The organism is Leptospira bandrabouensis, assembly GCF_004770905.1.
In the GTDB taxonomy this organism is placed as follows: Bacteria; Spirochaetota; Leptospiria; order Leptospirales; family Leptospiraceae; genus Leptospira_A; species Leptospira_A bandrabouensis.
In genome coordinates this window covers 525,497-547,031 of sequence record NZ_RQHT01000012.1, presented here as the reverse complement: position 1 = coordinate 547,031, position 21,535 = coordinate 525,497, and the positions used below count along the sequence as shown (strand labels likewise).

21 protein-coding genes are annotated in these 21,535 nt (G+C 39.8%); 7 read left to right on the top strand and 14 right to left on the bottom strand.

Annotated features, from left to right (window positions below; genetic code table 11):
• Positions 1-3: 3 nt before the first annotated feature.
• The gene (locus EHR07_RS06285; RefSeq protein WP_135744276.1) at positions 4-753 is read left to right on the top strand and encodes a diacylglycerol/polyprenol kinase family protein; all 750 of its coding nucleotides are present in this window, start codon (positions 4-6) and stop codon (positions 751-753) included.
• Between the two features lie 6 nt (positions 754-759).
• On the opposite strand, the gene EHR07_RS06280 is transcribed toward EHR07_RS06285, so the two are convergent.
• From EHR07_RS06280 to eno, 8 genes are all read right to left on the bottom strand, one after another.
• Entirely contained in the window at positions 760-1,365 is a 606-nt protein-coding gene (locus EHR07_RS06280; protein ID WP_238754770.1) for a hypothetical protein, read from the bottom strand.
• Positions 1,366-1,478: 113 nt separating this feature from the next.
• The gene (locus tag EHR07_RS06275; RefSeq protein WP_135744275.1) at positions 1,479-2,012 is read right to left on the bottom strand and encodes a DUF4416 family protein; all 534 of its coding nucleotides are present in this window, start codon (positions 2,010-2,012) and stop codon (positions 1,479-1,481) included.
• A 2-nt stretch (positions 2,013-2,014) separates the two neighbouring features.
• Positions 2,015-3,394 carry a TldD/PmbA family protein gene (locus EHR07_RS06270; protein WP_135744274.1) on the bottom strand — a complete coding sequence of 460 codons (1,380 nt, stop codon included), beginning with the start codon at positions 3,392-3,394 and terminating at the stop codon, positions 2,015-2,017.
• Positions 3,394-4,779, bottom strand: coding sequence for a TldD/PmbA family protein (locus EHR07_RS06265; RefSeq protein WP_135744273.1), 1,386 nt, complete (start codon positions 4,777-4,779; stop codon positions 3,394-3,396). Before EHR07_RS06265 ends, EHR07_RS06270 begins: the two co-directional genes overlap by 1 nt.
• Positions 4,780-4,813: 34 nt before the next feature.
• The gene (locus EHR07_RS06260) at positions 4,814-5,827 is read right to left on the bottom strand and encodes a YheT family hydrolase (protein ID WP_135744272.1); all 1,014 of its coding nucleotides are present in this window, start codon (positions 5,825-5,827) and stop codon (positions 4,814-4,816) included.
• On the bottom strand, positions 5,814-6,422 hold the full coding sequence (locus EHR07_RS06255; RefSeq protein ID WP_135632313.1) for a ClpP family protease: 609 nt from the start codon (positions 6,420-6,422) through the stop codon (positions 5,814-5,816). Before EHR07_RS06255 ends, EHR07_RS06260 begins: the two co-directional genes overlap by 14 nt.
• Before the next feature lies 1 nt (position 6,423).
• Positions 6,424-6,888 (bottom strand): FtsB family cell division protein, encoded by a 465-nt coding sequence (locus EHR07_RS06250; protein ID WP_135744271.1) that lies wholly within the window; start codon positions 6,886-6,888, stop codon positions 6,424-6,426.
• 1 nt (position 6,889) lies between these two features.
• The gene (gene eno / locus EHR07_RS06245) at positions 6,890-8,191 is read right to left on the bottom strand and encodes a phosphopyruvate hydratase (RefSeq protein ID WP_135744270.1); all 1,302 of its coding nucleotides are present in this window, start codon (positions 8,189-8,191) and stop codon (positions 6,890-6,892) included.
• Positions 8,192-8,313: 122 nt separating this feature from the next.
• Here eno and lepA point away from each other — a divergent pair, with 122 nt between their 5' ends.
• From lepA to EHR07_RS06230, 3 genes are all read left to right on the top strand, one after another.
• Positions 8,314-10,119, top strand: a complete 1,806-nt coding sequence (lepA, locus tag EHR07_RS06240) for a translation elongation factor 4 (protein WP_135744269.1) — start codon at positions 8,314-8,316, stop codon at positions 10,117-10,119.
• Positions 10,120-10,212: 93 nt separating this feature from the next.
• On the top strand, positions 10,213-11,379 hold the full coding sequence (locus EHR07_RS06235; RefSeq protein WP_135744268.1) for a hypothetical protein: 1,167 nt from the start codon (positions 10,213-10,215) through the stop codon (positions 11,377-11,379).
• Positions 11,376-12,329 (top strand): glycosyltransferase family 2 protein, encoded by a 954-nt coding sequence (locus EHR07_RS06230; RefSeq protein ID WP_135744267.1) that lies wholly within the window; start codon positions 11,376-11,378, stop codon positions 12,327-12,329. Before EHR07_RS06235 ends, EHR07_RS06230 begins: the two co-directional genes overlap by 4 nt.
• A 216-nt stretch (positions 12,330-12,545) precedes the next feature.
• On the opposite strand, the gene EHR07_RS06225 is transcribed toward EHR07_RS06230, so the two are convergent.
• The 3 genes from EHR07_RS06225 to EHR07_RS06215 are packed head-to-tail and all read right to left on the bottom strand — an operon-like array spanning position 12,546 to position 15,919.
• The gene (locus EHR07_RS06225) at positions 12,546-13,277 is read right to left on the bottom strand and encodes a succinate dehydrogenase/fumarate reductase iron-sulfur subunit (protein WP_167483355.1); all 732 of its coding nucleotides are present in this window, start codon (positions 13,275-13,277) and stop codon (positions 12,546-12,548) included.
• 8 nt (positions 13,278-13,285) lie between these two features.
• Complete coding sequence (locus EHR07_RS06220) at positions 13,286-15,211, bottom strand: fumarate reductase/succinate dehydrogenase flavoprotein subunit (RefSeq protein WP_135744265.1); 1,926 nt, start codon at positions 15,209-15,211, stop codon at positions 13,286-13,288.
• An 18-nt stretch (positions 15,212-15,229) separates the two neighbouring features.
• Complete coding sequence (locus tag EHR07_RS06215) at positions 15,230-15,919, bottom strand: succinate dehydrogenase cytochrome b subunit (RefSeq protein WP_135744264.1); 690 nt, start codon at positions 15,917-15,919, stop codon at positions 15,230-15,232.
• 227 nt (positions 15,920-16,146) lie between these two features.
• Here EHR07_RS06215 and EHR07_RS06210 point away from each other — a divergent pair, with 227 nt between their 5' ends.
• Positions 16,147-16,623, top strand: coding sequence for a hypothetical protein (locus EHR07_RS06210; protein ID WP_409035761.1), 477 nt, complete (start codon positions 16,147-16,149; stop codon positions 16,621-16,623).
• A 110-nt stretch (positions 16,624-16,733) separates the two neighbouring features.
• Complete coding sequence (locus EHR07_RS06205) at positions 16,734-18,905, top strand: SulP family inorganic anion transporter (protein ID WP_135744263.1); 2,172 nt, start codon at positions 16,734-16,736, stop codon at positions 18,903-18,905.
• A 105-nt stretch (positions 18,906-19,010) separates the two neighbouring features.
• Here EHR07_RS06205 and EHR07_RS06200 read toward each other — a convergent pair whose 3' ends face one another.
• Complete coding sequence (locus EHR07_RS06200) at positions 19,011-19,394, bottom strand: DoxX family membrane protein (RefSeq protein ID WP_135744262.1); 384 nt, start codon at positions 19,392-19,394, stop codon at positions 19,011-19,013.
• Between the two features lie 213 nt (positions 19,395-19,607).
• Between EHR07_RS06200 and EHR07_RS06195 the strand changes: the two genes are divergently transcribed.
• A complete protein-coding gene (locus EHR07_RS06195) occupies positions 19,608-20,198 on the top strand; it encodes a hypothetical protein (RefSeq protein WP_135744261.1) in 591 nt (196 codons plus the stop codon).
• A 379-nt stretch (positions 20,199-20,577) separates the two neighbouring features.
• Here EHR07_RS06195 and EHR07_RS06190 read toward each other — a convergent pair whose 3' ends face one another.
• Both EHR07_RS06190 and EHR07_RS06185 read right to left on the bottom strand, forming a co-directional pair.
• A complete protein-coding gene (locus EHR07_RS06190) occupies positions 20,578-21,066 on the bottom strand; it encodes an SRPBCC family protein (RefSeq protein ID WP_135744260.1) in 489 nt (162 codons plus the stop codon).
• Entirely contained in the window at positions 21,053-21,382 is a 330-nt protein-coding gene (locus tag EHR07_RS06185) for a metalloregulator ArsR/SmtB family transcription factor (RefSeq protein WP_135744407.1), read from the bottom strand. Before EHR07_RS06185 ends, EHR07_RS06190 begins: the two co-directional genes overlap by 14 nt.
• Positions 21,383-21,535: the final 153 nt, after the last annotated feature.

Here is a 21,535-nt window from a genome sequence, read left to right as displayed (position 1 = left end):
ACAGTGAATTCAGGATTTAATTTTTTTCGTAAAATTTGGCATGTGCTCGGACTCATCATCCCGGTGACTCTATTTTTTGATCCCTTCCAAGATGCCTTCGGACTTGTGTACGCCACCCGGGCAATCCTTGTAACCTTACTAGCTCTTTTCCTTTTCGGATTGTTTATTTTAGAGTTAGTGCGTTTAAACCATAGTGGCTTTGAAAACTTCTTTTATCAATACTTTGGGTTCTTAATGAAAGAATCGGAAAGGAAAAGATTTAATGGCACGGTTCCATATTTTTTTGCAAACCTCCTAGTGGTTTTGTTTTTCCCTGCCGAAGTTGCCATCCTAGCCATTTTGTTTTTGGTAATAGGTGACCCTTTTGCCGCCTTTGTGGGAAGTAAGTATGGGAAACACAGATTTTATAATGGGAAGTCACTCGAAGGAATTATTGGATTTTTAATTCCCGCTTTTTTATTTTCCATCCTTGCTCTCTTTCTGATTACAAAATCTCATCCAGGAAGTTTTCTTGCCATCTTTGATAACCAAGGAGTATTTCTATGGACACCAATTTATCTTGTGTTCTTTTCAGTCATTGCTGCTTGTGTGACGGAATTTTTTGCAAACACAACAGCCAAAGGACTTGTGGATGATAACCTTCTCATCCCGATTGTGGGTGCGGTTGTTTTATCTGTTCTGTCTTTACTCTATTTGGATTATACGCCTATGGATTTTTTCTTTGATCCAAAGGCCTTATACATTCAAAAGTAAGGCAGGTTACTTCCAGCGAAGTTCCACTGTTCTCTGTTTGATGATTGGTTCCATTTCCGGAACCATAACTTTGTATTCCAAAGAAATAACCCCTAAGTCCTCTAATCGAAAAGGGGACTTCTCAATTCCTTTATGGCGAAACTCTTCCTTTAAGAGTGCACCCAAATAATGAAAGGAAACCACCACATTGTTTTGAAATAAATTTCCTTCCATTCGTTCCGAAGAATTCCCATACTGAAGGTAAGCCGCATAACCAGAACGAAAGGCATCTTTGCCCATACCATTGAATGGTTGTGACAAAACCAATCGAAACCCTGGAGTTTCTCTTGCAGTAAAATATAAAAAATTTCCAAAATCTTCGTAAGTAGGTTTTTCTTTTTTAAATAATTTTTGGTCCAGATATACTATATCGTTTTCAGTTTTGGGTTCTGTACAATCTAAAGGTTCATTGAAATTATCGCAGAATTGAAACTTGTTAGTGGTTACACGGTCACAACTTAAAACTAAAAAAGATAAGATTAAAATGAAAAGATTGGAAAAAAAAAGCAGAATCGACTGTTTTCGATTTAATAAAACTCCCAAAATACTAGTAACAGATTTGTTCTGACCCATTTGAAACCTTCTATTTTTGGCAATGCTACCAATTTGAGAATTGGGATTTGGTATGACTGAATTGAATCATTCTTTTTTTGGTACAGGTAAAAATTTGAGAACCTGGTTTTGTATCAAGATTTGAATTTATTGAATTCATAGGATTCTCTTAAGGTGTTAAAAAAATAACTCACTTCTCTTTCTCGGAAGTAGTTTTGTGCTGATTCCGCCACTAAGAGTTGGCTTCTAGAAAAAAAATAAACCGTTTCTCCGTAAACCCCTTGGAACAAATAAGTGCGGTGAAAATCATCCTTTGATTTCGCAATCACAATGTTATGCGAAGTTACGTAACCGGGGATCAGAAGAACACTCTGGTCTTTTTTTTGTAATACCGATTGGAATTCCAAACATTCTTTCTTTTTTTCGACCAGTTCTTCTCTATGAATTCTTTGTTTGAAAGAAAGAACTTTTGTAAACCGTCCCGGATAAGCAAATTCCTTTTCTGTTTCATCAGGGGTCCATTTAGGAAGTAAAACAGATTCATAGAGAATTTTAGAAAAACGTTTTTCCGCCATTGCCTTTAGCTCAAAAAGAATTCCTTCCTCTTGGTAGGAAAGAATGACAAAAAACGAAGCTCCCGGTGGTCTTTCTAAAATCTCTTGAGGCATGGTTATTCTTCTGTTACCCCTGTGATGGTAAATCCATCTAGTAACATATAAGGAACAAAAGACGATTCTCCCAAAAGTTCTCCTTCTTTGGAAATCGCTTCAATTTGGCCTAGTGCCTCGAAGGCGTTCCCGACAATCTGGACTTCCCGGACTGGGATCTTTTCTCCATTTTCTAAAAGATATCCACCTTTGATCACTCCCGAAAAATCACCAGAAGCTCCATCTTTAGTTCCCGAAATTCGGTTCACAAATAGAGTTTTCCCTGGGAGTTTAAAAAATTCATCTTTTGCGGAAGTGCCTGGGGCAATTTGTAATTGTTTGGGACCACAACCAGGAAGACTTTGGGCTCCACCTGTGGCACAACCATTGGATTTTGTAAATCCTGCTTTTTTGGCTTCGTAAGTATTGTAAAAGTAAGTTTCTAAAACTCCCTCTGTCAGCACTGATTTTTTAGAAGTGGGAAGGCCTTCGCGATCAAATCCAGTGGAACCCATAAAACGATCGTTTGTTGGGTCATCCCAAATGGACAAAAGTGGGGATGCCACTTTTTCGCCTAACTTACCAGCCATTTTAGATTTCCCTTTGCGTAGGCTTGTTCCGTTTAAGGATCCAATAAAAAGCCCGAGAAAAAAGGAATACACGGCATCGGGTGGAAGTAAAACTTTTCCTTGAAATCCAGAGATGGGTTTTGCATACAACGCCCCCATACATTTGTCGCCAAAATTCATAAAAGCTTTTTTCCATAAAGTTTGGAACTGAGTTTTATCAAACCCACTTGCGGAATCATAATCAAAACTTCCGACGAGGTCCCCATCTACACCCATTCCCATCACCGATGCAGAAAGTTCTGCGCCGAGTTCATGGGCCATCACACCCTTGGAAGAAACAATCAGTTTATAACCTTTGCTAAGCGAAAAATCGCCTGAGTCAATATTGACTTTGGAATACAAATCATTTCTCCATCCGAGAGCTTCTTTTGCGGATGCTACCAAATCCTCAATCCCCATAGAATCTAAAGAATCATCATATTGGTTGAAATGATTCTGGATGGATTCTGGTTCCGGTAGGACTAAATCCAAATCGGGAGTGGATTGGCTTTTAGCCAAACTATAGGCTTCTTCAATGGACTGGTAAAGACTAGGGATGTGATTGGAGATGATAAAACCTTGGTTTCCCTCATGAAGCACACGAATCCCAAACATATTTTCTTCGGTCGCCGTACAGTTGTTTAAGTCATTTTTTTCTAAACTAACGTCCTCCGAATATCCGTAACTGGAATAAATCTCTACTTGGTCGATCCCATTCGTTTTGGCTTTTTTGACTAAATTAGAAAGTAAATCTTTTTGGTCGTTCAAACGTTTTTCAATCGATTTACGATCCATTATTTACCACCTAACAATACTTTTGTGCGAACATAAGGACCACCCGCATCTACTTTAGCAGGTTGTCCTTTTCCACAATGCCCCGAACCCAAATCCCATTTGAATTCTTTGGAAACCATATCTACATTTTGTAAAACATCAAAGGCAAGGCCTGATACCGTAACACCTTTTAAGAGGTCGGTGATCTTTCCATTTTTGATGCGGTAGGCTTTTTGCACGGCAAACATAAATTCACCCGTCGCATCCGCTTGGCCGTTTTTGGCACCATCCAGATAATACCCATCTTTTGTGTTTGCGATCATTTCTTCCAAACTTGAATCTCCGGGCATAAGAAAAGTGTTTCGCATGCGAATGAGAGGAACATCACCATACTCCCAAGCCCTTGCCGATCCCGTTGGTGCCACACCAAATCGTTCGGCAGTTTCTCTGTTGTGAAGGTATGAGGATAAAATTCCATTTTTAATGATGACTGTGTTTGTGGGAATGACTCCTTCATCATCTACTGGAATGGAACCACCGGCTCCTTCATAATATTCAGAATAGCCAGAGTCGCATAACGTCACTAAGTCGGAACCGACCCTATGACCAATTTTTCCTTGGGCCACAGAACCTGAGAGTACAAAGTCTGCCTCCACCGTATGGCCAATGGCTTCGTGCACGAGAAGACCCACAATGGAAGGTGATAAAATTACAGTAGAAAGTCCCCCGTCAGGGAGAGAACTGGAAAGTAAATCCACAGCTGTTTTACAGGCTTCGTCGGAAATTTCTGTGGGAGACAGGGAACGAAAGAGGCAGTCCCAACCACCTGTCACTCCAATCGAATGAGAACCAGATTCCATCTTTCCATCTTCTTTTGCCACAGCAGACACTCGAAATTCGGGTCTTACCATACTAAAAAAACTATCAGCGCCATCGGTAGTCACGATCGCTTTCTCTTCATAAATTTCAGAATACCCACAACCCACGGATTGGAGTTTTGCCGATTGTTTGGCGGCAGCATTTTGGATGTCGAGGACAAGTTTTAATTTTTCTTCGACAGTTCGGTTACGAAAGTCTTCAATCCCTTTGCCAATAAAATCACCAATTGCAAAATTGGCCTTAGGGAGGTTGGGGATTTTATCCTTTCGCAAAGCAGAGGATAGGCGGGCGGCTTTTTTTGCTACCTGGATGGCATTTTGGATAGAGGATTTGGAAATTTCACTAGTAGATGCAAAACCCCAAGTTCCCGATTCCAAAACTCGAACACCGACACCCGTTCTTTTGCGTAGGGCAGTGGATTCCACCCGTCCCCTTTCTGCAAAAAAAGAGCGACTTTCTTTATGGTGGTATCTGAGTTCCACAAATCCGGACTCTTCGGCCAAACATTCTTTTAATAGGTTTCGCATACGTCCCTTCCTTAAAATTTAATTACTATGATGATTACGATTTGATTTGCGAATCAAAAAAATCGAGAAGTATCTTCGGTAACCAACGTCCTTCTGGATTGTCAGGAGATGGATCGCTGATAAAACCAACATGACCACCTTTCTCTGTAAGGACAGTTTGTAACATAGGGAATGACTTCCAACGAATCTCATGCCAAACTTCCGAAGGAACCACCGGGTCATCGTCGGCATGAACAATGAGACCAGGAATTTTGATCCCACCTAAGTATTTGATACTAGAACAAATATTATAGTATTCCAAAACATTCGCATAACCAGAAATTGGTGCTGTGAAAAAATCATCAAAATCAAAAAAAGACTTACTGCGTAACACTCTCTCTTTCATTTTATCTGTGATTTCATAAACGCCAGAGGTTACTTTTTCTTTCATGGTATCCAAAAAATGATCCCGGTAAAAATTTCCGGCTCTTGAATCTATAAAGTCACAACTTCTTTTTAAATCCAAAGGTGGGGATGTGGCCGAAAATGCCTTCGAGTAGTGTTCCCTTTTTTCTCCAAAAAATTTGATCACCATATTGGCAGACAATGAAAATCCAGAAACAAATATGGATCTTGAAAAATGTTTATAAATGTATTTTAAGACAACTTCCAAATCTTCGGATTGGCCGGCATTGTAAGGTTTTTTAGCGATCCCAAGGCCGCGACCGCAATTACGTAAATTCATTCGCACCACCCCATAACCACGGTTTAGTGCTTCTTTTCCCACGCTTACCATATAATGGGATTCTGAACTACCCTCCATTCCATGAATGAGAAGTAAATAATGTCCGTTCCATTTAGAGGCTTTTTTTCGAATTTGGGAGAGAGGAGGATTGTGTTCTAACCAAAGCAGATCCCCAGACCCATCATTTGTGGGAATGAGGATACTCTCTGAATAGTACTCGTCCTCAAGAGAATTGTCTGGAGGAAAAAGTACGTTGTAGACAGTTTGTAAATGTCTACCTTCTAAAAATCTTCTTGGTTTAAATTCTCTGTTAGACGACGTCAATTGTGTTTACGATCTTATCTACAATCCCGTAAGCTAATGCTTGGTCGGCATCCATATAATAATCTCGATCGGTGTCTTCCACCAATTGTTCGTAGGTTTTGCCACAAGCATCCGCTAACATTTGATTGAGTTTTTCTTTGGTTTTGACAATGTCCTGGGCATGGATGAGCAAATCCGTTGCAGGAGCCTGGATTTGACCCCCAATCGAAGGTTGGTGGATCATCACTCGACCGTTAGGCCAAATGTAACGATTCCCTTTTTTCCCGCCAATGAGTAAGATAGAACCCATAGAAGCTGCCATTCCCATACATACTGTATGCACAGGTGAGGAAATCATTTGCATTGTATCATAGACAACAAGGCCTGAAGTTACTACACCACCTGGGCTATTGATATAAAATGTAATTGGTTTTCCTGGATCTACCATTTCCAAATACATAAGTTTGGCGGTGAGTTCCTTGGAGGATTCGTCAGTGACTGGACCCCAGAGAAAGATTTTCCGTTTTTCCAGGAATTTCTTTCCCATGTTTTTGTCGCTAATGAGATCTTGGATGGTTTCGGTGATTTCTTTTTCTGGTGTTTCTTCTTCTGCCATATTAATTCAGTCTTTTGTGATTAGACATAGGTTGCAAGCGTTTCAGCTTGAAGTAAACGCCAAGAACGAGGAAAACACTGAAAGAAATAAAAAAGAAACGTAATAAAAAGAGGGGTGGTTCTTTCCATTCCCCACTAAGTCCGGCAGTCCTAAGATTTGTAGGGATAACTTTAGGTTTTTCTTTGCCCGGAGAATGAGTTTCTTCAAATTTCAATACATGTGCCGTTTCAGAAAGTAAATAGTACTTTCTTGCTTCCTGTTCCAAGGCATAAACGTCGTTTTTTAAGCGGCGTTCTTTTTCTTCCAATCCTTGGTTTTCGACCACAAGCCTCTCTACCTCTGCATTGAGATTAGATAATTCTTTCTCAAGACGCATACGTTCGGCAATCCCTGACTCGGACAAAAGTCCGAGGTAGAGACCAGCACAAATATATGTTACGAGTAAAGAGGCTCTTGTTGGTGTCATATTACCTTAGGTTGTAAAAAGTATTTACTCCGCTATAAGTCGCATTTTTACCGAGTTCTTCTTCGATACGAAGGAGTTCGTTGTATTTTGCAATTCGGTCTGTACGGCTGAGGGATCCTGTTTTGATTTGGCCGGCGTTGGTTGCCACGGCAATATGGGAGATGGTCGCATCTTCTGTTTCCCCGGACCTGTGAGACACAACTGCAGTATACTGCGCTTTTTTAGCCATCTCAATGGCACTGAGGGTTTCTGTGAGAGTTCCGATTTGGTTCACTTTGATGAGAATGGAGTTACCAATCCCTTTATCGATCCCTTGTGCGAGTTTTTTGATATTGGTTACGAACAAATCATCCCCCACAAGTTGGATCTTTTTCCCCAGTTTTTCGGAAAGTTTTTTCCAGCCTGTCCAATCGTTTTCATCCAGACCGTCTTCCATGGTAATGATCGGATACTTGGACACTAAATTTGAGTAGTATTCTACGAGTTCTTCGGCGGTCTTTTCTGGTTTTTTTTCTGCTTTCAGAACATACTTCTTTTTCTTCTCATCATAAAACTCAGAAGCAGCACAGTCCAAACCAATTTTGATGTCTAGGTCTGGTTTGTAGCCTGCCTTTTCAATGGCAGTTAAGATCACTTCTATGGCTTCACTGTTACTTGTTAGGTTAGGAGCAAATCCACCTTCGTCACCCACAGCAGTATTGAGGCCTTTTCCTTTCAAAACGGACTTTAAACTATGAAAAACTTCCGCACCCATTCGAAGAGCTTCGCGGAAATTGGGAGCCGACACAGGAAGGATCATAAATTCTTGGAAGTCGATATTGTTGTCTGCGTGTGCACCACCATTGATGATATTCATCATTGGGACGGGAAGTTCACGAGCAAAAGTTCCACCGATATATCGGTAGAGAGGAAGGCCAGAATGAGCTGCAGCCGCTTTTGCTACAGCCATAGAAACTCCGAGAAGGGCGTTGGCACCTAACTTGAATTTATTGGAAGTTCCATCTAAGGATATCATTGTTTCATCAACAAGGAGTTGGTTTGTTGCCGAAAGACCAAGGATGGATTTAGAAATTTTAGAATTAACGTTATCGACTGCTTTGAGTACTCCTTTTCCGGAGTATCTTTTTTTATCACCATCACGAAGTTCGACAGCTTCGTGTTCACCAGTGGATGCCCCAGAGGGAACCGCCGCACGACCAAAAGAACCGTCTTCGAGTGTGACATCCACTTCAACGGTTGGATTTCCTCTGGAATCCATAATTTCACGGGCTTTGACGGAACGAATGCTATCTTTTTGGGACATCGGGAATTGTTTCTCCTAAGGGATAATTTACTCCCAGTCTTAGGAAATTTAAGCCTCTGACAATAAACTTTTTCGACAAAGAGCCTTGTTCCAGGAAAATGACTTAAAAAGAAGAGGGAACCGTGAACGAACGCCAACAATTCACCCGCAATTTTTCCATCATTGCCCATGTCGACCACGGGAAGTCCACTCTGGCGGATCGTTTGCTGGAAATCGGTCTTGTCACAGACCAAAGAACAAAAAAAGACCAGATCCTTGATTCCATGGACATCGAAAGGGAACGTGGGATCACCATCAAAGCGAACAATGCGTCCTTTGATTATCATGCCAAAGATGGAAATGTATATCATCTCAATTTAATCGATACCCCAGGTCACGTTGACTTTACCTATGAAGTGTCTCGTTCCTTGGCTGCTTGTGAAGGGGTACTTCTCATTGTGGATGCAAGCCAAGGAGTCGAAGCCCAAACTTTGGCCAATTTATATTTGGCTATGGATCTTGACCTTCGCATCATTCCCGTTATCAATAAAATTGATTTACCCTCTGCTGATATCGATAAATGCAAATTGATGATTGAAGAATCATTAGGATTAAATCCAGAGGAAGCCATTCCAATTTCTGCAAAAACGGGCCTCAATGTCCAAGATGTTTTAGAAGCAATTTGTTATTTACTCCCACCACCGAAAGGGGATGTAGATGCACCTCTCAAAGCTTTGATTTATGATTCCTTTTTTGATACCTATATGGGTGTTGTCGCCAAAGTTCGATTATATGATGGGAAGCTCCGTAAAGGGGAAGTGATTCATATGATGAACATTGGTCGCCAGTTTACTGTGACGGAAGTGGGGATAAACCGCCTCTCCATGGTTTCTTGTGAGGAACTCCAGGCAGGTGACGTAGGTTATGTGGTCGCGGGGATGAAAAAGATGGGAGATGCCAAAACAGGGGATACCATCACCCATGCCAATCGCCAAACCGCAGAAGATGTCAAAGGATTTAAAGATGCAAAACCAATGGTATTTGCTGGTTTATTCCCCATTAACGGGGAAGACTTTGATGCTCTTGTGGATGCCATCGAAAAACTTAAACTGAATGATTCCGCTCTAACCTTTGAAAGGGAAAATTCAGCAGCCCTGGGATTTGGATTTCGTGTAGGTTACCTTGGTCTCCTTCATATGGAAATTGTACAGGAAAGGTTAGAAAGAGAATTTAACTTAGCCCTGATCACAACGGCTCCCTCGGTAAAATTTCGAATCACAACAACGAAAGACGATGTGATCGAAGTGGATAACCCTAGCAAATGGCCTGACCCCATATTAATTGGGAAATCCGAAGAACCTTTTGTCAAAGCTACGATCATTGCGCCCGAATCTTATGTGGGAAATATCATGTCTCTTGTGATCGAAAAACGAGGGATCCATATGGATACAGTGTATTTATCCAAAGACAAACTCCAACTCACCTACGAACTTCCTTTGGCAGAACTTATTTTTGAATTCTATGATAAACTCAAATCTTATACCAAAGGATATGCATCCTTAGATTACGAAGAAGTGGGGTATCGAGATTCCAAACTCGTACGTATGGATATCCTTGTGAATGGGGAACCGGTGGATGCCCTTTCCTCGATTGTTCACAAATCCAAAGCGGAAGAAAGGGGAAGGGTCATCATTGAAAAATTAAAGGACCTCATCCCTCGCCATCAATTTATGATTCCACTCCAAGCAGCCATCGGTTCCAAAGTGGTAGCCCGAGAGAGTATTTCTGCCCTTCGTAAAAACGTAACAGCAAAATGTTACGGTGGTGATATTTCTCGTAAGAAAAAACTCCTTGAAAAACAAAAAGAAGGAAAGAAACGGATGAAACAAATTGGAAATGTGGAAATCCCACAAGAAGCCTTTTTGTCCATTTTAAAAACCGGGGACTAAATTGCAATTTTGTGCCAGGGATTCTCTTGGCACAAAATGAATTGGGATCACCACACAAAGTCTATGAATCCCAACAAACAAGGTTGATTGATCATGAATCTTCTTCTTTCTGATTTTGATTCCATGGACCATTCCCATTTTTTCCCCGCACTCCCAGTCCGCATTTCGGAAATCCCGTTTGGCACTTTCGATTTTGTACAAAAAGAAACAAAGATAACCGCACCCTCTCTCACTAAACATTCCCTTCCGGAACTCCATTTCATTAGGGATGACTTACTGCCTTTTGGTTTTGGAACCAAGTGGAGGAAAACACAGGGGATCCTTCAGTATTTGCAAAAGAACCAAATCCAAAAGGTGCTTCTATGGGGTGCCATCCATGGGAATTATTTGGCAAGTTTTACCTATATTCTACGTCGAAGTGGTTTGATCGTAGATACCATTGCCTATACAAGGGATCCCCATCTTCGGTCGTATAATGAAAGGTTAGTCAGGGGGCATTCTAATACTTTGGTCTGTTATGCGAATAGAAAAGTAGCCTATGATGATTGGTTGGCAAAAGAAAAAGAGTATCCGGGATTCTCTTTACCAGAATTTGGAATCCACTCGGGGCAAAACCTAGGACTTCGTTCTTTTTGGCAGGAACTTGAAAATAAAATAAACCAGTCTCTGGATACCTCTCGCCACAAGTCTCACCGAAAAAAAATAAATTCCATTCTCCGAATGGAAATTGGATCTGGGGTCACCTTTCTCTCCGCCTTTGATTTTTTTTATGGAACTTCCCTCCTTGTGCAAGGAATGATGGTAGGAGAAAAGAAAGAAACTTGGCTCACAAAGACCGGTGATTTACAAAAACGGTTGGGCCTAAAAGCCATCCCCATTCCGGCAGAACAAATATTGGAAATTCCCAAAGAATCAAAGCCAACCCACCAAATCCAAACTGGCATCTCTACAAGAGAGAACCAAACATCGGTTTCTTTTGGCAAACAGACTAATTCTCAAAAAGAATGGATTAGAGCGTTTTATCGAAATACAAATATCCTCCTTGAGCCGATTTATAGTGGAATGACGGTTAAATCCTTACTGCGGGAAATTAACAAGATGCAAATCACCACAACGGCCAAGCCGTTGCCAATTTTATCCGAATCATTGCCCTCCGGTCAAAATTCAAACTTGCCCATAGAACCAATTCCTATTTTTTACCTGCACCAAGGGGGCCAAATCCAGCACCTAGATTTGATTTTGGAAAAAGAATCGAAATGAGCAATTTAGAAACACCACTTGTAGCCATCATCCTTCCCACGTTTAACCGAAAGGGAATTGTGGACCGTGCGATTCAATCCGTAATCAATCAAACCTATCCTCATTGGGAACTCCATATTGTGGACGATGGATCCACCGATGATACATGGATGGATCTACTTTCTAAACTTCCAAGGTGGAAAGGAGAACTATCCTCTTTTGGTAGAAACAAAAAATCCATCCAAGTCCACCAAACAGAACATAGGGGAGTGAGCGGAGCAAGAAACTTTGGAATCGAAAGGGCAGAAGGTGAGTGGATGGCCTTTATAGACTCAGATGACGAGTGGTTTCCCGAGAAACTTTTTAAACAATTGGAATTTCATAAATTAAACCCAACATTTTTATTTTCCCAAACCAAAGAAGTTTGGAATAAAAAAGGAAATTTAATGGAACCCAAAGGAAAATACAGGAAACTTTCAGGAATGTTTTTAAAAGAGTCCTTAGAACTTTGTATGGTAACCTCTTCTAGTTTTTTGGCCCACAAACAAACTTTAAATAAGATTGGAGGATTTCGCATCGAACTACCTGTATGTGAAGATTACGATTTATGGAACAGAATTCTTTTAGAAGGTTACCCTATAGGTTTAATCGATGAAAATTTAATGGTCCGTTATGGCGGTAGCGATGACCAACTCTCAAACCAGTACCAAGCTCTCGAGAGATTTCGATTGTATTCACTTTTACTCACAAAGGAAGAATTCCGAGAAAATGGAAAATGGGAATTGTTAGGACTACAGACCAAGCTGCTTTTCCAAAATGCCATTAAAACTCGGATGGAGACTATTCTCCAAGGTCGGATCAAACGAGGGAAGGAGATAAATTGGATGGAACGTTTGAATGATGATTTTTTATCCGAACATTCAATTGCGAAAGTGAAATTAAAATCGTTGTTAGTTGACTCTTTATTTTAAACTAAAAGAAATTGGTAATCCATACCGATTCCGAATAATCATTTTCCCTTGCATTACCTACTAGTTTAGTCAGTCGCCTAATCAAATCTGTTTTAAAGATAATAAAAAAAACCCGACTGATTCCAATCGGGTTCTTAACTTCCTCTCTTGAACAAATCAAATTGGTTTGTTCAAGAAGCAAAAAAACAAAAAGTATTTCTCTTGGGCCAATTAGCTTTAAGAGGAAATATACTCCCGGTTTAATCTTGTGATAAAGTTTACCGAAATTTCTTTCGGGCAAGCAGCTTCACATTCGTATTGGTTTGTACAATTTCCAAATCCTTCTTTGTCCATTGCTTTTACCATTTTACGAACACGGTCTTTCTTTTCTACAGCACCTTGAGGTAGGAGTGCTAAGTGAGAAACTTTTGCAGATACAAAGAGCATTGCCGATGCATTTTTACATGCAGCTACACAAGCACCGCATCCAATACAAGTCGCAGCATCCATGGCAAGGTCAGCATCTACCTTGGGAATTGGTAATGCATTCCCATCGGGAGCTCCACCTGTGTTGATGGAAACATACCCACCAGCTTGGATGATACGGTCAAAAGCAGAACGATCCACCAAAAGATCTTTTACCACTGGGAATGCTTTGGCTCTCCACGGTTCAATAAAAATGGTATCTCCATCTTTGAACTTACGCATATGTAATTGGCAAGTAGTAGTCCCTTTTTCTGGACCATGCGGAACCCCGTTGATTACCATAGAACATGCACCACAAATACCTTCGCGGCAGTCATGGTCAAAGGCAATCGGTTCATCACCTTTTTTGATCAGGTCATCATTTACTACATCTAACATCTCAAGGAAAGACATATGTTCGCTGATGTTGTTTGCTTCATAGCTAACCATACGACCTTTATCGTTTTTATTCTTTTGTCGCCAAACTTTAAGGTGTAACTTCATTGTATCCATTATTTGTAGCTCCTTACGGCTAAGTGGATGTTTTCATACTCAAGTTTTTCGCGGTGTTCTACAGGAGCCTTTCCTTCACCCTTATATTCCCAAGCAGTTACGTGACAGAATTTATCGTCATTACGTTTTGCTTCACCATCTTCAGTTTGGTGTTCCTCTCGGAAGTGACCACCACAAGATTCTTCTCTTGTGAGAGCATCCAAACAGAGTAGTTCACCAAACTCTAAGAAATCGGCAACACGACCAGCCTTTTCCAACTCTTGGTTGAGTTCAGAACCAGATCCTGCTACTTTTACGTTTTTCCAGAATTCTTCACGAAGTTCCGGAATTCTTTGTAGAGCATCTTTTAGACCTTTTTCATTACGTGCCATTCCACACTGGTCCCACATAATCTTACCAAGGGCTCTATGGAAATCGTCTGGAGTTTTTTTACCGTTGATCGAAAGAAGTTTGTTAGTCATCTCACGCACTCGTGCTTCCGCTTCTTTAAATTCGGGTCTGTCAGTAGAAATATTTTTATGACCTTCACGAGCAAAGTAATCACCAATCGTGTAAGGGATTACAAAGTATCCATCGGCGAGTCCTTGCATGAGAGCTGATGCTCCGAGTCGGTTTGCACCATGATCTGAGAAGTTTGCTTCTCCCAGAACATGAAGACCAGGAATAGTTGACATTAGGTTGTAATCCACCCAAAGTCCACCCATTGTATAGTGGACGGCAGGATAAATACGCATTGGCACTTTATATGGGTTTTCTCCCGTAATGCGTTCATACATTTGGAAGAGGTTGTCGTAGCGGTCAGCCACCACTGGTTCACCCAATCGTTTGATGGAATCAGAAAAATCTAAGTAAACACCAAGACGTTTGTCACCAACTTTTGGACCCACACCAAGACCATTGTCACAAGCTTCTTTTGCCGAACGTGACGAGATATCGCGAGGAGCTAAGTTTCCGTAAGAAGGGTATTTTCTTTCGAGGTAATAATCTCTTTCGTCTTCAGGAATTTCGTGAGGAGCACGGAGATCATCTTTTTTCTTAGGAACCCAAACCCGTCCGTCGTTACGGAGAGATTCAGACATAAGAGTGAGTTTTGATTGGTAATCACCTGCTTGTGGGATACAAGTAGGGTGAATTTGCGTATAACAAGGGTTTGCAAATCCTGCTCCTTTTTTGTAAGCACGGTAAGTAGCAGTTACATTCGATCCTTTTGCGTTGGTAGAAAGGTAAAATACGTTTCCGTATCCGCCGGATGCTAGAATCACAGCATCTCCTGCATGTGAAGAAACTTCGCCTGTGACAAGATCACGAACCACGATTCCTTTTGCATGACCGTCGACAAGAACGAGTTCCAACATCTCTGTTCTTGGATACATTTTCACTGCACCACGAGAGATTTGTTTTTCTAATGCAGAGTAAGCACCTAGTAACAACTGTTGGCCAGTTTGTCCTTTTGCATAAAAAGTACGGGACACTTGTGCTCCACCAAAAGATCTGTTGGATAGGGTTCCGCCATACTCACGAGCAAAAGGAACACCTTGTGCTACACATTGGTCAATGATATTTGTGGATTCATGAGCCAAACGATATACGTTTGCTTCTCTTGCACGGAAATCTCCACCCTTTACCGTGTCGTAAAACAAGCGATAAACGGAGTCACCGTCATTTTGGTAGTTTTTTGCCGCATTGATACCACCTTGGGCAGCAATGGAGTGAGCACGTCTTGGACTATCTTGAAAACAAAAAACAGAAACTTGGTAACCAAGTTCAGAGAGTGTGGCAGCAGCAGAAGCTCCCGCAAGACCTGTTCCCACGATGATGACTTTATATTTACGTTTGTTAGCTGGGTTTACAAGTTTAATATCTTGTTTGTGTTTGTCCCATTTTTGTTCCAAAGGACCCGATGGAATTTTTGCATCTAATTTCATAACTTCTCCTAAAAACCCTTAACGGACATACCCGAGTAAAATCGAGATCGGCATGGAACAATTTCCCAGGAAAATGATAAGACCAAGTCCTGTAGAAAGTTTCTGAATGCTTGGGTTGTGTTTTGGTGCGAGGATTCCCAAAGTCTGGAGCATAGATCCCAATGCATGGGAAAAATGAAGAGCAAGGAAAACCATAAAAACAATATAAGTTCCTGAAATGATTGGATCTTGAAACCCAAGAATCACCATCGCATAAACATCATGTACTACATCTCCGTTTTTAAGGATGTATTCAAAACTGTAATGTTCTGGATTCGTGATTCCTAAAGTAAAATGTGCAAGGTGGTACACAAGAAACGTGAGTAAAAGGAGTCCGCTATAAGCCATTGTCCGCGAAGCAACAGAAGCTTGGATGGTAGAACCTTTAGCATAAGATACTGGCCTAGCACTTGAGTTTTCAATTTTTAGGAGGATGGCTGTACATACGTGTCCAAAAAAGGCCACAATGAGTCCAATCCTTGCTACCCATAATAGGGGACCTAAATCCTTAAGAAACTTTGCGTAGGTGTTTAATTTTTCTGGTCCTTGGAAAACTTGTAGGTTTCCGACCATGTGAAGGATCACGAACCCAAACCAGATAAATCCGGTAATGGCCATAATGATCTTCTTTCCAATTGAGGACCGAAAGAAGTCTAGACTCAACGTCATTGAAGAGCTCCTGATAGTGTATAGGTGTAAATTTTTCTATTACGTCCAGGTTTAGACAGAATCCACTTCTCGTAAATTCATAAATCAAATTGGTATATAACTTAGGATTTTGAGTTTGTTTCTCAATAGATTCAGGCCCAGGAAGGGCTGGAAAAGAGGTTGAGTCTGGACCTTTCTTAAGCCATTATTGCAAAATCTTGCAAATCAAACCACAAAGGGACTTACAAATCAAGGATGGATGGATTAGGATTCCTCTTTTAGGTCTTTTTTGGTTCTCCTTTGGGTTTTGTTCCGGAACCAGTGGAAATTTTCCAGAAAACAGAAAGGCCTATTTGCGGGAAGTGGGTTTACCGATTCTTGTTACCATTCGTCCTCGCCATAAAATTCAATCGAAAGAGTTACAACTCTTTATCAAAACGGAAAACCTAACAAATACTAGTATCTCAAAGTTCCAAATTTTATTTTTTGCATTAGATGATCAAAAGCAGATTTTAATACCAGAAGATAAAAAGACACCTGAACTGATTTGTTCAATCGATAAAAAGATTTCGCCGAACGTGATCCTCAAATGTCACGTGGGACCCCATGTGTATGCAAACCTTTGGTCTTCGATACATATTCAATCTATTTCTTTTACCACAGAAGACCAAGTTCGTCATGTCATTAGCGAAGCTGACTTAGACGATGTGACTGTATGGTTTTAAAAATCACATTTTTCGAATCTACTTCCTAAACGTAATCCTTGAAAACGGTGGGAACTTTTTCCATTCGGGTTGACAGTTCCTCACTCTGATTTTAGGATCACCAGACATTTATGTTTTCCAATTTAAAACAAGATATTCCTTCAGGCCTTGTGGTTTTCTTAGTAGCTCTTCCTCTTTGTTTGGGAGTTGCATTAGCCAGTGGAGCTCCTTTATTATCCGGTGTCATCTCTGGTGTCATTGGAGGGATTATAGTTGGAATCCTTAGCCATTCGAGTACGAGTGTCAGTGGACCTGCGGCAGGACTCGTTACTTTAGTGTTAGCTGCGATTGCTAGTTTAGGTGATTATTCCACATTTCTCCTTGCTGTTTTTTTAGCAGGGCTCATTCAAATTGCCATCGGATTATTAAGAGGAGGGTTTATCGCAAACTATATCCCTTCGAACGTGATCCAAGGATTACTTGCATCAATTGGAATTATCTTAATCTTAAAACAAATTCCTCATGCGGTTGGTTTCGATGTTGATCCAGAAGAAGATTTTATTTTTTTCCAGAAAGATGGCGAAAATACTTTTTCAGAACTATTAAATATTATAAAATACTTTTCCTGGGGAGCCGTTTTTATCGCTATTTCTTCTTTAGCTTTAATGGTTGGATACGACAAATCAAAATGGAAACCATTAAAGTTTTTGCCTTCTCCAGTGCTTGTCATCCTCCTGGGAGTAGTATTAAATGAAATCTACCACATTTTTTTTCCAAGTTTCTATCTTTCTGAAAAACATTTGGTAACCATTCCTAATATTAAAAACTGGGAATCCGTATTTTTCTTTCCTAATTTTTCTGCCATTACAGAAACGAAGGTTTGGTACTTTGCCTTTACGATTGCCGCCTTTGCCACACTTGAAACCTTACTCAATTTAGATGCGGTGGAAAGAATTGATCCACATAAACGACTAGCATCCCCTAACAGAGAACTTGTGGCACAAGGAGTAGGGAATTCGTTTTCTGGACTCATCGGAGGACTTCCGATTACATCTGTGATTGTACGAAGTTCAGTTAATATTTATGCAGGTGCTCGCTCAAAATTATCCACCATCTTTCATGGAATTCTATTGTCCATTAGTGTTGTTTTTTTTGGATCGTTTTTGAATTTAATTCCCTTATCTTCTTTAGCTGTCATTTTAATTGTGACAGGTTTTAAACTTACAAACCTTAATCTTTATCAATCGATTTACAAAAAAGGATTTTACCAATTCCTACCTTTTATAGCGACAATCTTTGCTATTATTTTTACTGACCTGCTCACAGGCGTTCTCATTGGACTTTCCATTAGTTTTATTTTTATCTTAAAAAATAACTATAAGAATCCATTTTTGGTGGAAACAGAAACCTTAAACATTGGCGAAACGGTACGAATTGAATTACCAAACCAAGTTTCGTTTTTAAATAAAGCTTCAATAAAAGATACCCTTTGGGCTTTACCAGAAAACTCCAAATTAATCGTAGATGCATCAAACTGTAATTTCATTGATCATGATATCTTAGAAGTGTTAGAAGAATTCAAAACCGTAGTTTCAGTCGAAAAGAAAATCCAACTGAATTTAATTGGACTAAAAGATTCCTACGAACTCAGTGACCAAGTGCAGTTTGTCAATATTCTAGATAAAGAAGCACAACAAAAACTAACTCCAGATGAAATTTTGGATTTTTTAAAACGGGGTAACGAACGGTTTATGAAAGGAAAATGGTCTGAAAAATATTTCAAACACCAAGTGAATGCTACCGCTTTTGGCCAAAATCCCATCGCAGTCGTTTTGTCCTGCATTGATTCAAGGACAAGCCCTGAAATTATCTTTGATGCTGGACTCGGTGATATCATTTCCATCCGGATTGCAGGCAATATCGTAAACGAGGAAATTCTTGGAAGCCTTGAGTTATCTTGTGACAAAATTGGAACTAAGTTAATTGTAGTGCTTGGACATTCCAATTGCGGTGCGGTTTCCAGTGCCTTATATGCACTGAGAGAAGGAAATATCGCAAGTATCACAAACAAAATCCAAAAAGCAATCGATGAATCAGAAAAGATCATCCATCCCATTCAAAAACAAAATGAACATATTTTTAATCACGTAGTGAAGGCGAATGTAAAAAATTCAATTCATGAGATTCTAACAAATAGTCCTAATTTATCTGACAAAGTGAATAAAAATGAAATTAAAATAGTCTCGGGATTTTATGATACTTCCTCAGGAGAGGTTCAATTTTTCGATAACCTTGAATCTTAATCTTAATTAGGCTAAGATGAATAAAAAATAGATAAAGAGGTAATACGTTTTGACCCAGACAACGATGAATTTTAACACGCGTTGTCTGGAGAAGTAGTAAATAAACTATTTGTATACAGCCACAAACAGTGGTTTGTATGCATTTCGATTGACATAAGCAAGAAATGCATTGGCCACTACCACAAAAATCCCAACCGGGATTCCTTCGGGAGCAATCATCAAGTGAACCAGTAAGATATTCACAACGATAGGAGCAATGACAATAGAAGCGAGTGGAACAAATCTACCCGACAAAAAAGCAATCGCACAAATAAGTTCTGTTACTTTGATCAGAGTCATTAAATAACCGGAAGCTTTGATTCCGTCATTGAAAATCTTTAAATCTCCAGTTGTTTCGGGTTGCTGAACCAAGTTGAACAGTACAACCACTGAGGAAAAAAGGAATAATGCACCAAGCAAAATCCTGACTAATAAATAAGCAATTTTCATACCAATTTCCTTTTTATCACTGAATTTCCAATGGAACTCTATCGGGAAAATTCCGTGCGTTTTCTGAATTTTAAAGCAAACAAAAGGAAAGTCACTTTGTTTTCAAAGGATTCTAAATTTTGGACTTTAAAATTCTAACACCGTTTTCCTTGTTTTTCCCGACTGCCTTGCAATAAACTCATTGTTTGGTGGAATTAGTGATTAGGTCTACCTATGAAACATGGATTTCGATTTACTACCTTTTTGGCCTTTTTGTTGGTTCATTGTGTGGCAACCTCACAAACTGAGACAACATCCCCAAGCGAAAGATCAGAAAAATCACTAAGGTTGCAGTATGCGGAAGACCTGGAAAGAAAAGTTCTAAAAGTTGGACCGTCCCAAGAGATCTCCATCGGACAATTTGCACTCCAATCACTAACGAATACAAGTCCTCGGTATTTAAGCGTTAGTTCGTTATCACCACTCAAATCGAACGATCCTCTAGAACCTGGCGCCATTGTTTTAAGAAAGGTTCAAGTGGACCGTTCATTAGAATTTGAAGAAGGAACTTCCAAATTTCGTCAGGCAAATTTTGCCTCCATCGTGGAATTTTTAGTGGTAAGTCCTTTGGGAGAACAAGAGCGTATTTTAGGTCATTCCGAACAGATTACCTCTCATACCATTCCATTTAGTTCCGATGACACAGAATCCAAGGAAAAAATTGCCTCAAGCATCCAGTCGGCCATCGAAGAAGGATTGAGAAAGATCGTTTCCATGAAAAGTTTTCCTTCTATTTTCAAGAGCCAGAATATGTTCCAAAGGTAGGATTCCTTTGGTTTTAGGTTTACCTAGAATCCAACTTGGAGCATGTAACATGTGAGTGATCTAAAGTGTTACCGATGTGCCTTTCTATACAAAAAGTCCGATCCGTAATGCGACATAATACTAATTATGGGAAGTCGCTCAATGCATCACGTAATAATCTACTCGAAACGCTAGTCGTTGCATCATCTTAAATAAGGTTCGAATGAAATGAATTTGAGGCATGTCTTTACTTTCCTTTGAAGTTACGAACACGGTTATTGGCAAAATCACTTACTTGAATAATTTACCGACTATGTACTCCAAATGGAATATAAACGTTCTGGCCGTTGGGGTAACGCCAAAAACTCTGGTCTGCATGCAAATCGCCACTTACTGCACCTTATGGTTTTGAAATCCTCTCCAAATACTTCGCAAGATTTCCAATATGCTGTTTTCCACCTTCAATAGCACCGTATTTTTTATTCACTCTTTCTAACTCTTGTTTGTCTGAAAAAATCTGTTCCATGATGAGATTTGTTCCTTCTCCGGCTTTTTCAAAAACAATTCTAGATTGGAAATTTACATCTTCATCGCCTTCACCGTCTCCCAAATGTTGATACAATATGAAATGAGGTTTGCTGATCTCGATAAATTGGATTTTGTTTTTGTAATCATGTCCATCGGGACCATGCATCACAAACTCCCAAATACCACCATTGGAGAAATCTAAACTTTTAATCGTTAAGGTAAATCCATCCGGACCCCACCATTCAGAAAGATGTTCTGGTTTGGACCAAACTTCAAAAAGTAAATCAACATCTACATCAAAGTAACGTTTATAGGTTACTTGATTATCCTTTATCCTTGTCTCTGTGTTATTTTTTATCATTAGCTCTCTCCGCTTTTAATTTCATTACATATCTGTCCAATTTATCCAAACGTTTCACCCAAAGTTCTTTGATCTCTAAAATCCAATCTTCCATTTCCTGGATTCCTGATTGGTTCAAACTATAGATACGTTTTTGTGCGTCCTTTTTCATAAGAAGGACATTTGCCTCTTTTAGTACTTTTAAATGTTGGGAAATGGCTGGAGGACTGATTTGAAAATTTTGGCAAATTTCAGAAGAAGTCAGTTCTCCATTTTTTGCCACAAGTCTTATAATATCTCTTCTTGTATCATCTGCTAAGGCAGCAAAAGCATTCATAATTCCTATATTTAAGTATACATTTAATTTAGTCAAATCTTAATTAAGCATATACTTAATTAAAAACAATCCCGCAATCTTCTCGGAACCAAAAATTAGGATGGATCCGAATCTAATCTGGGCAAATGTTTCTGCAAAGGGAAAGATTTAGGG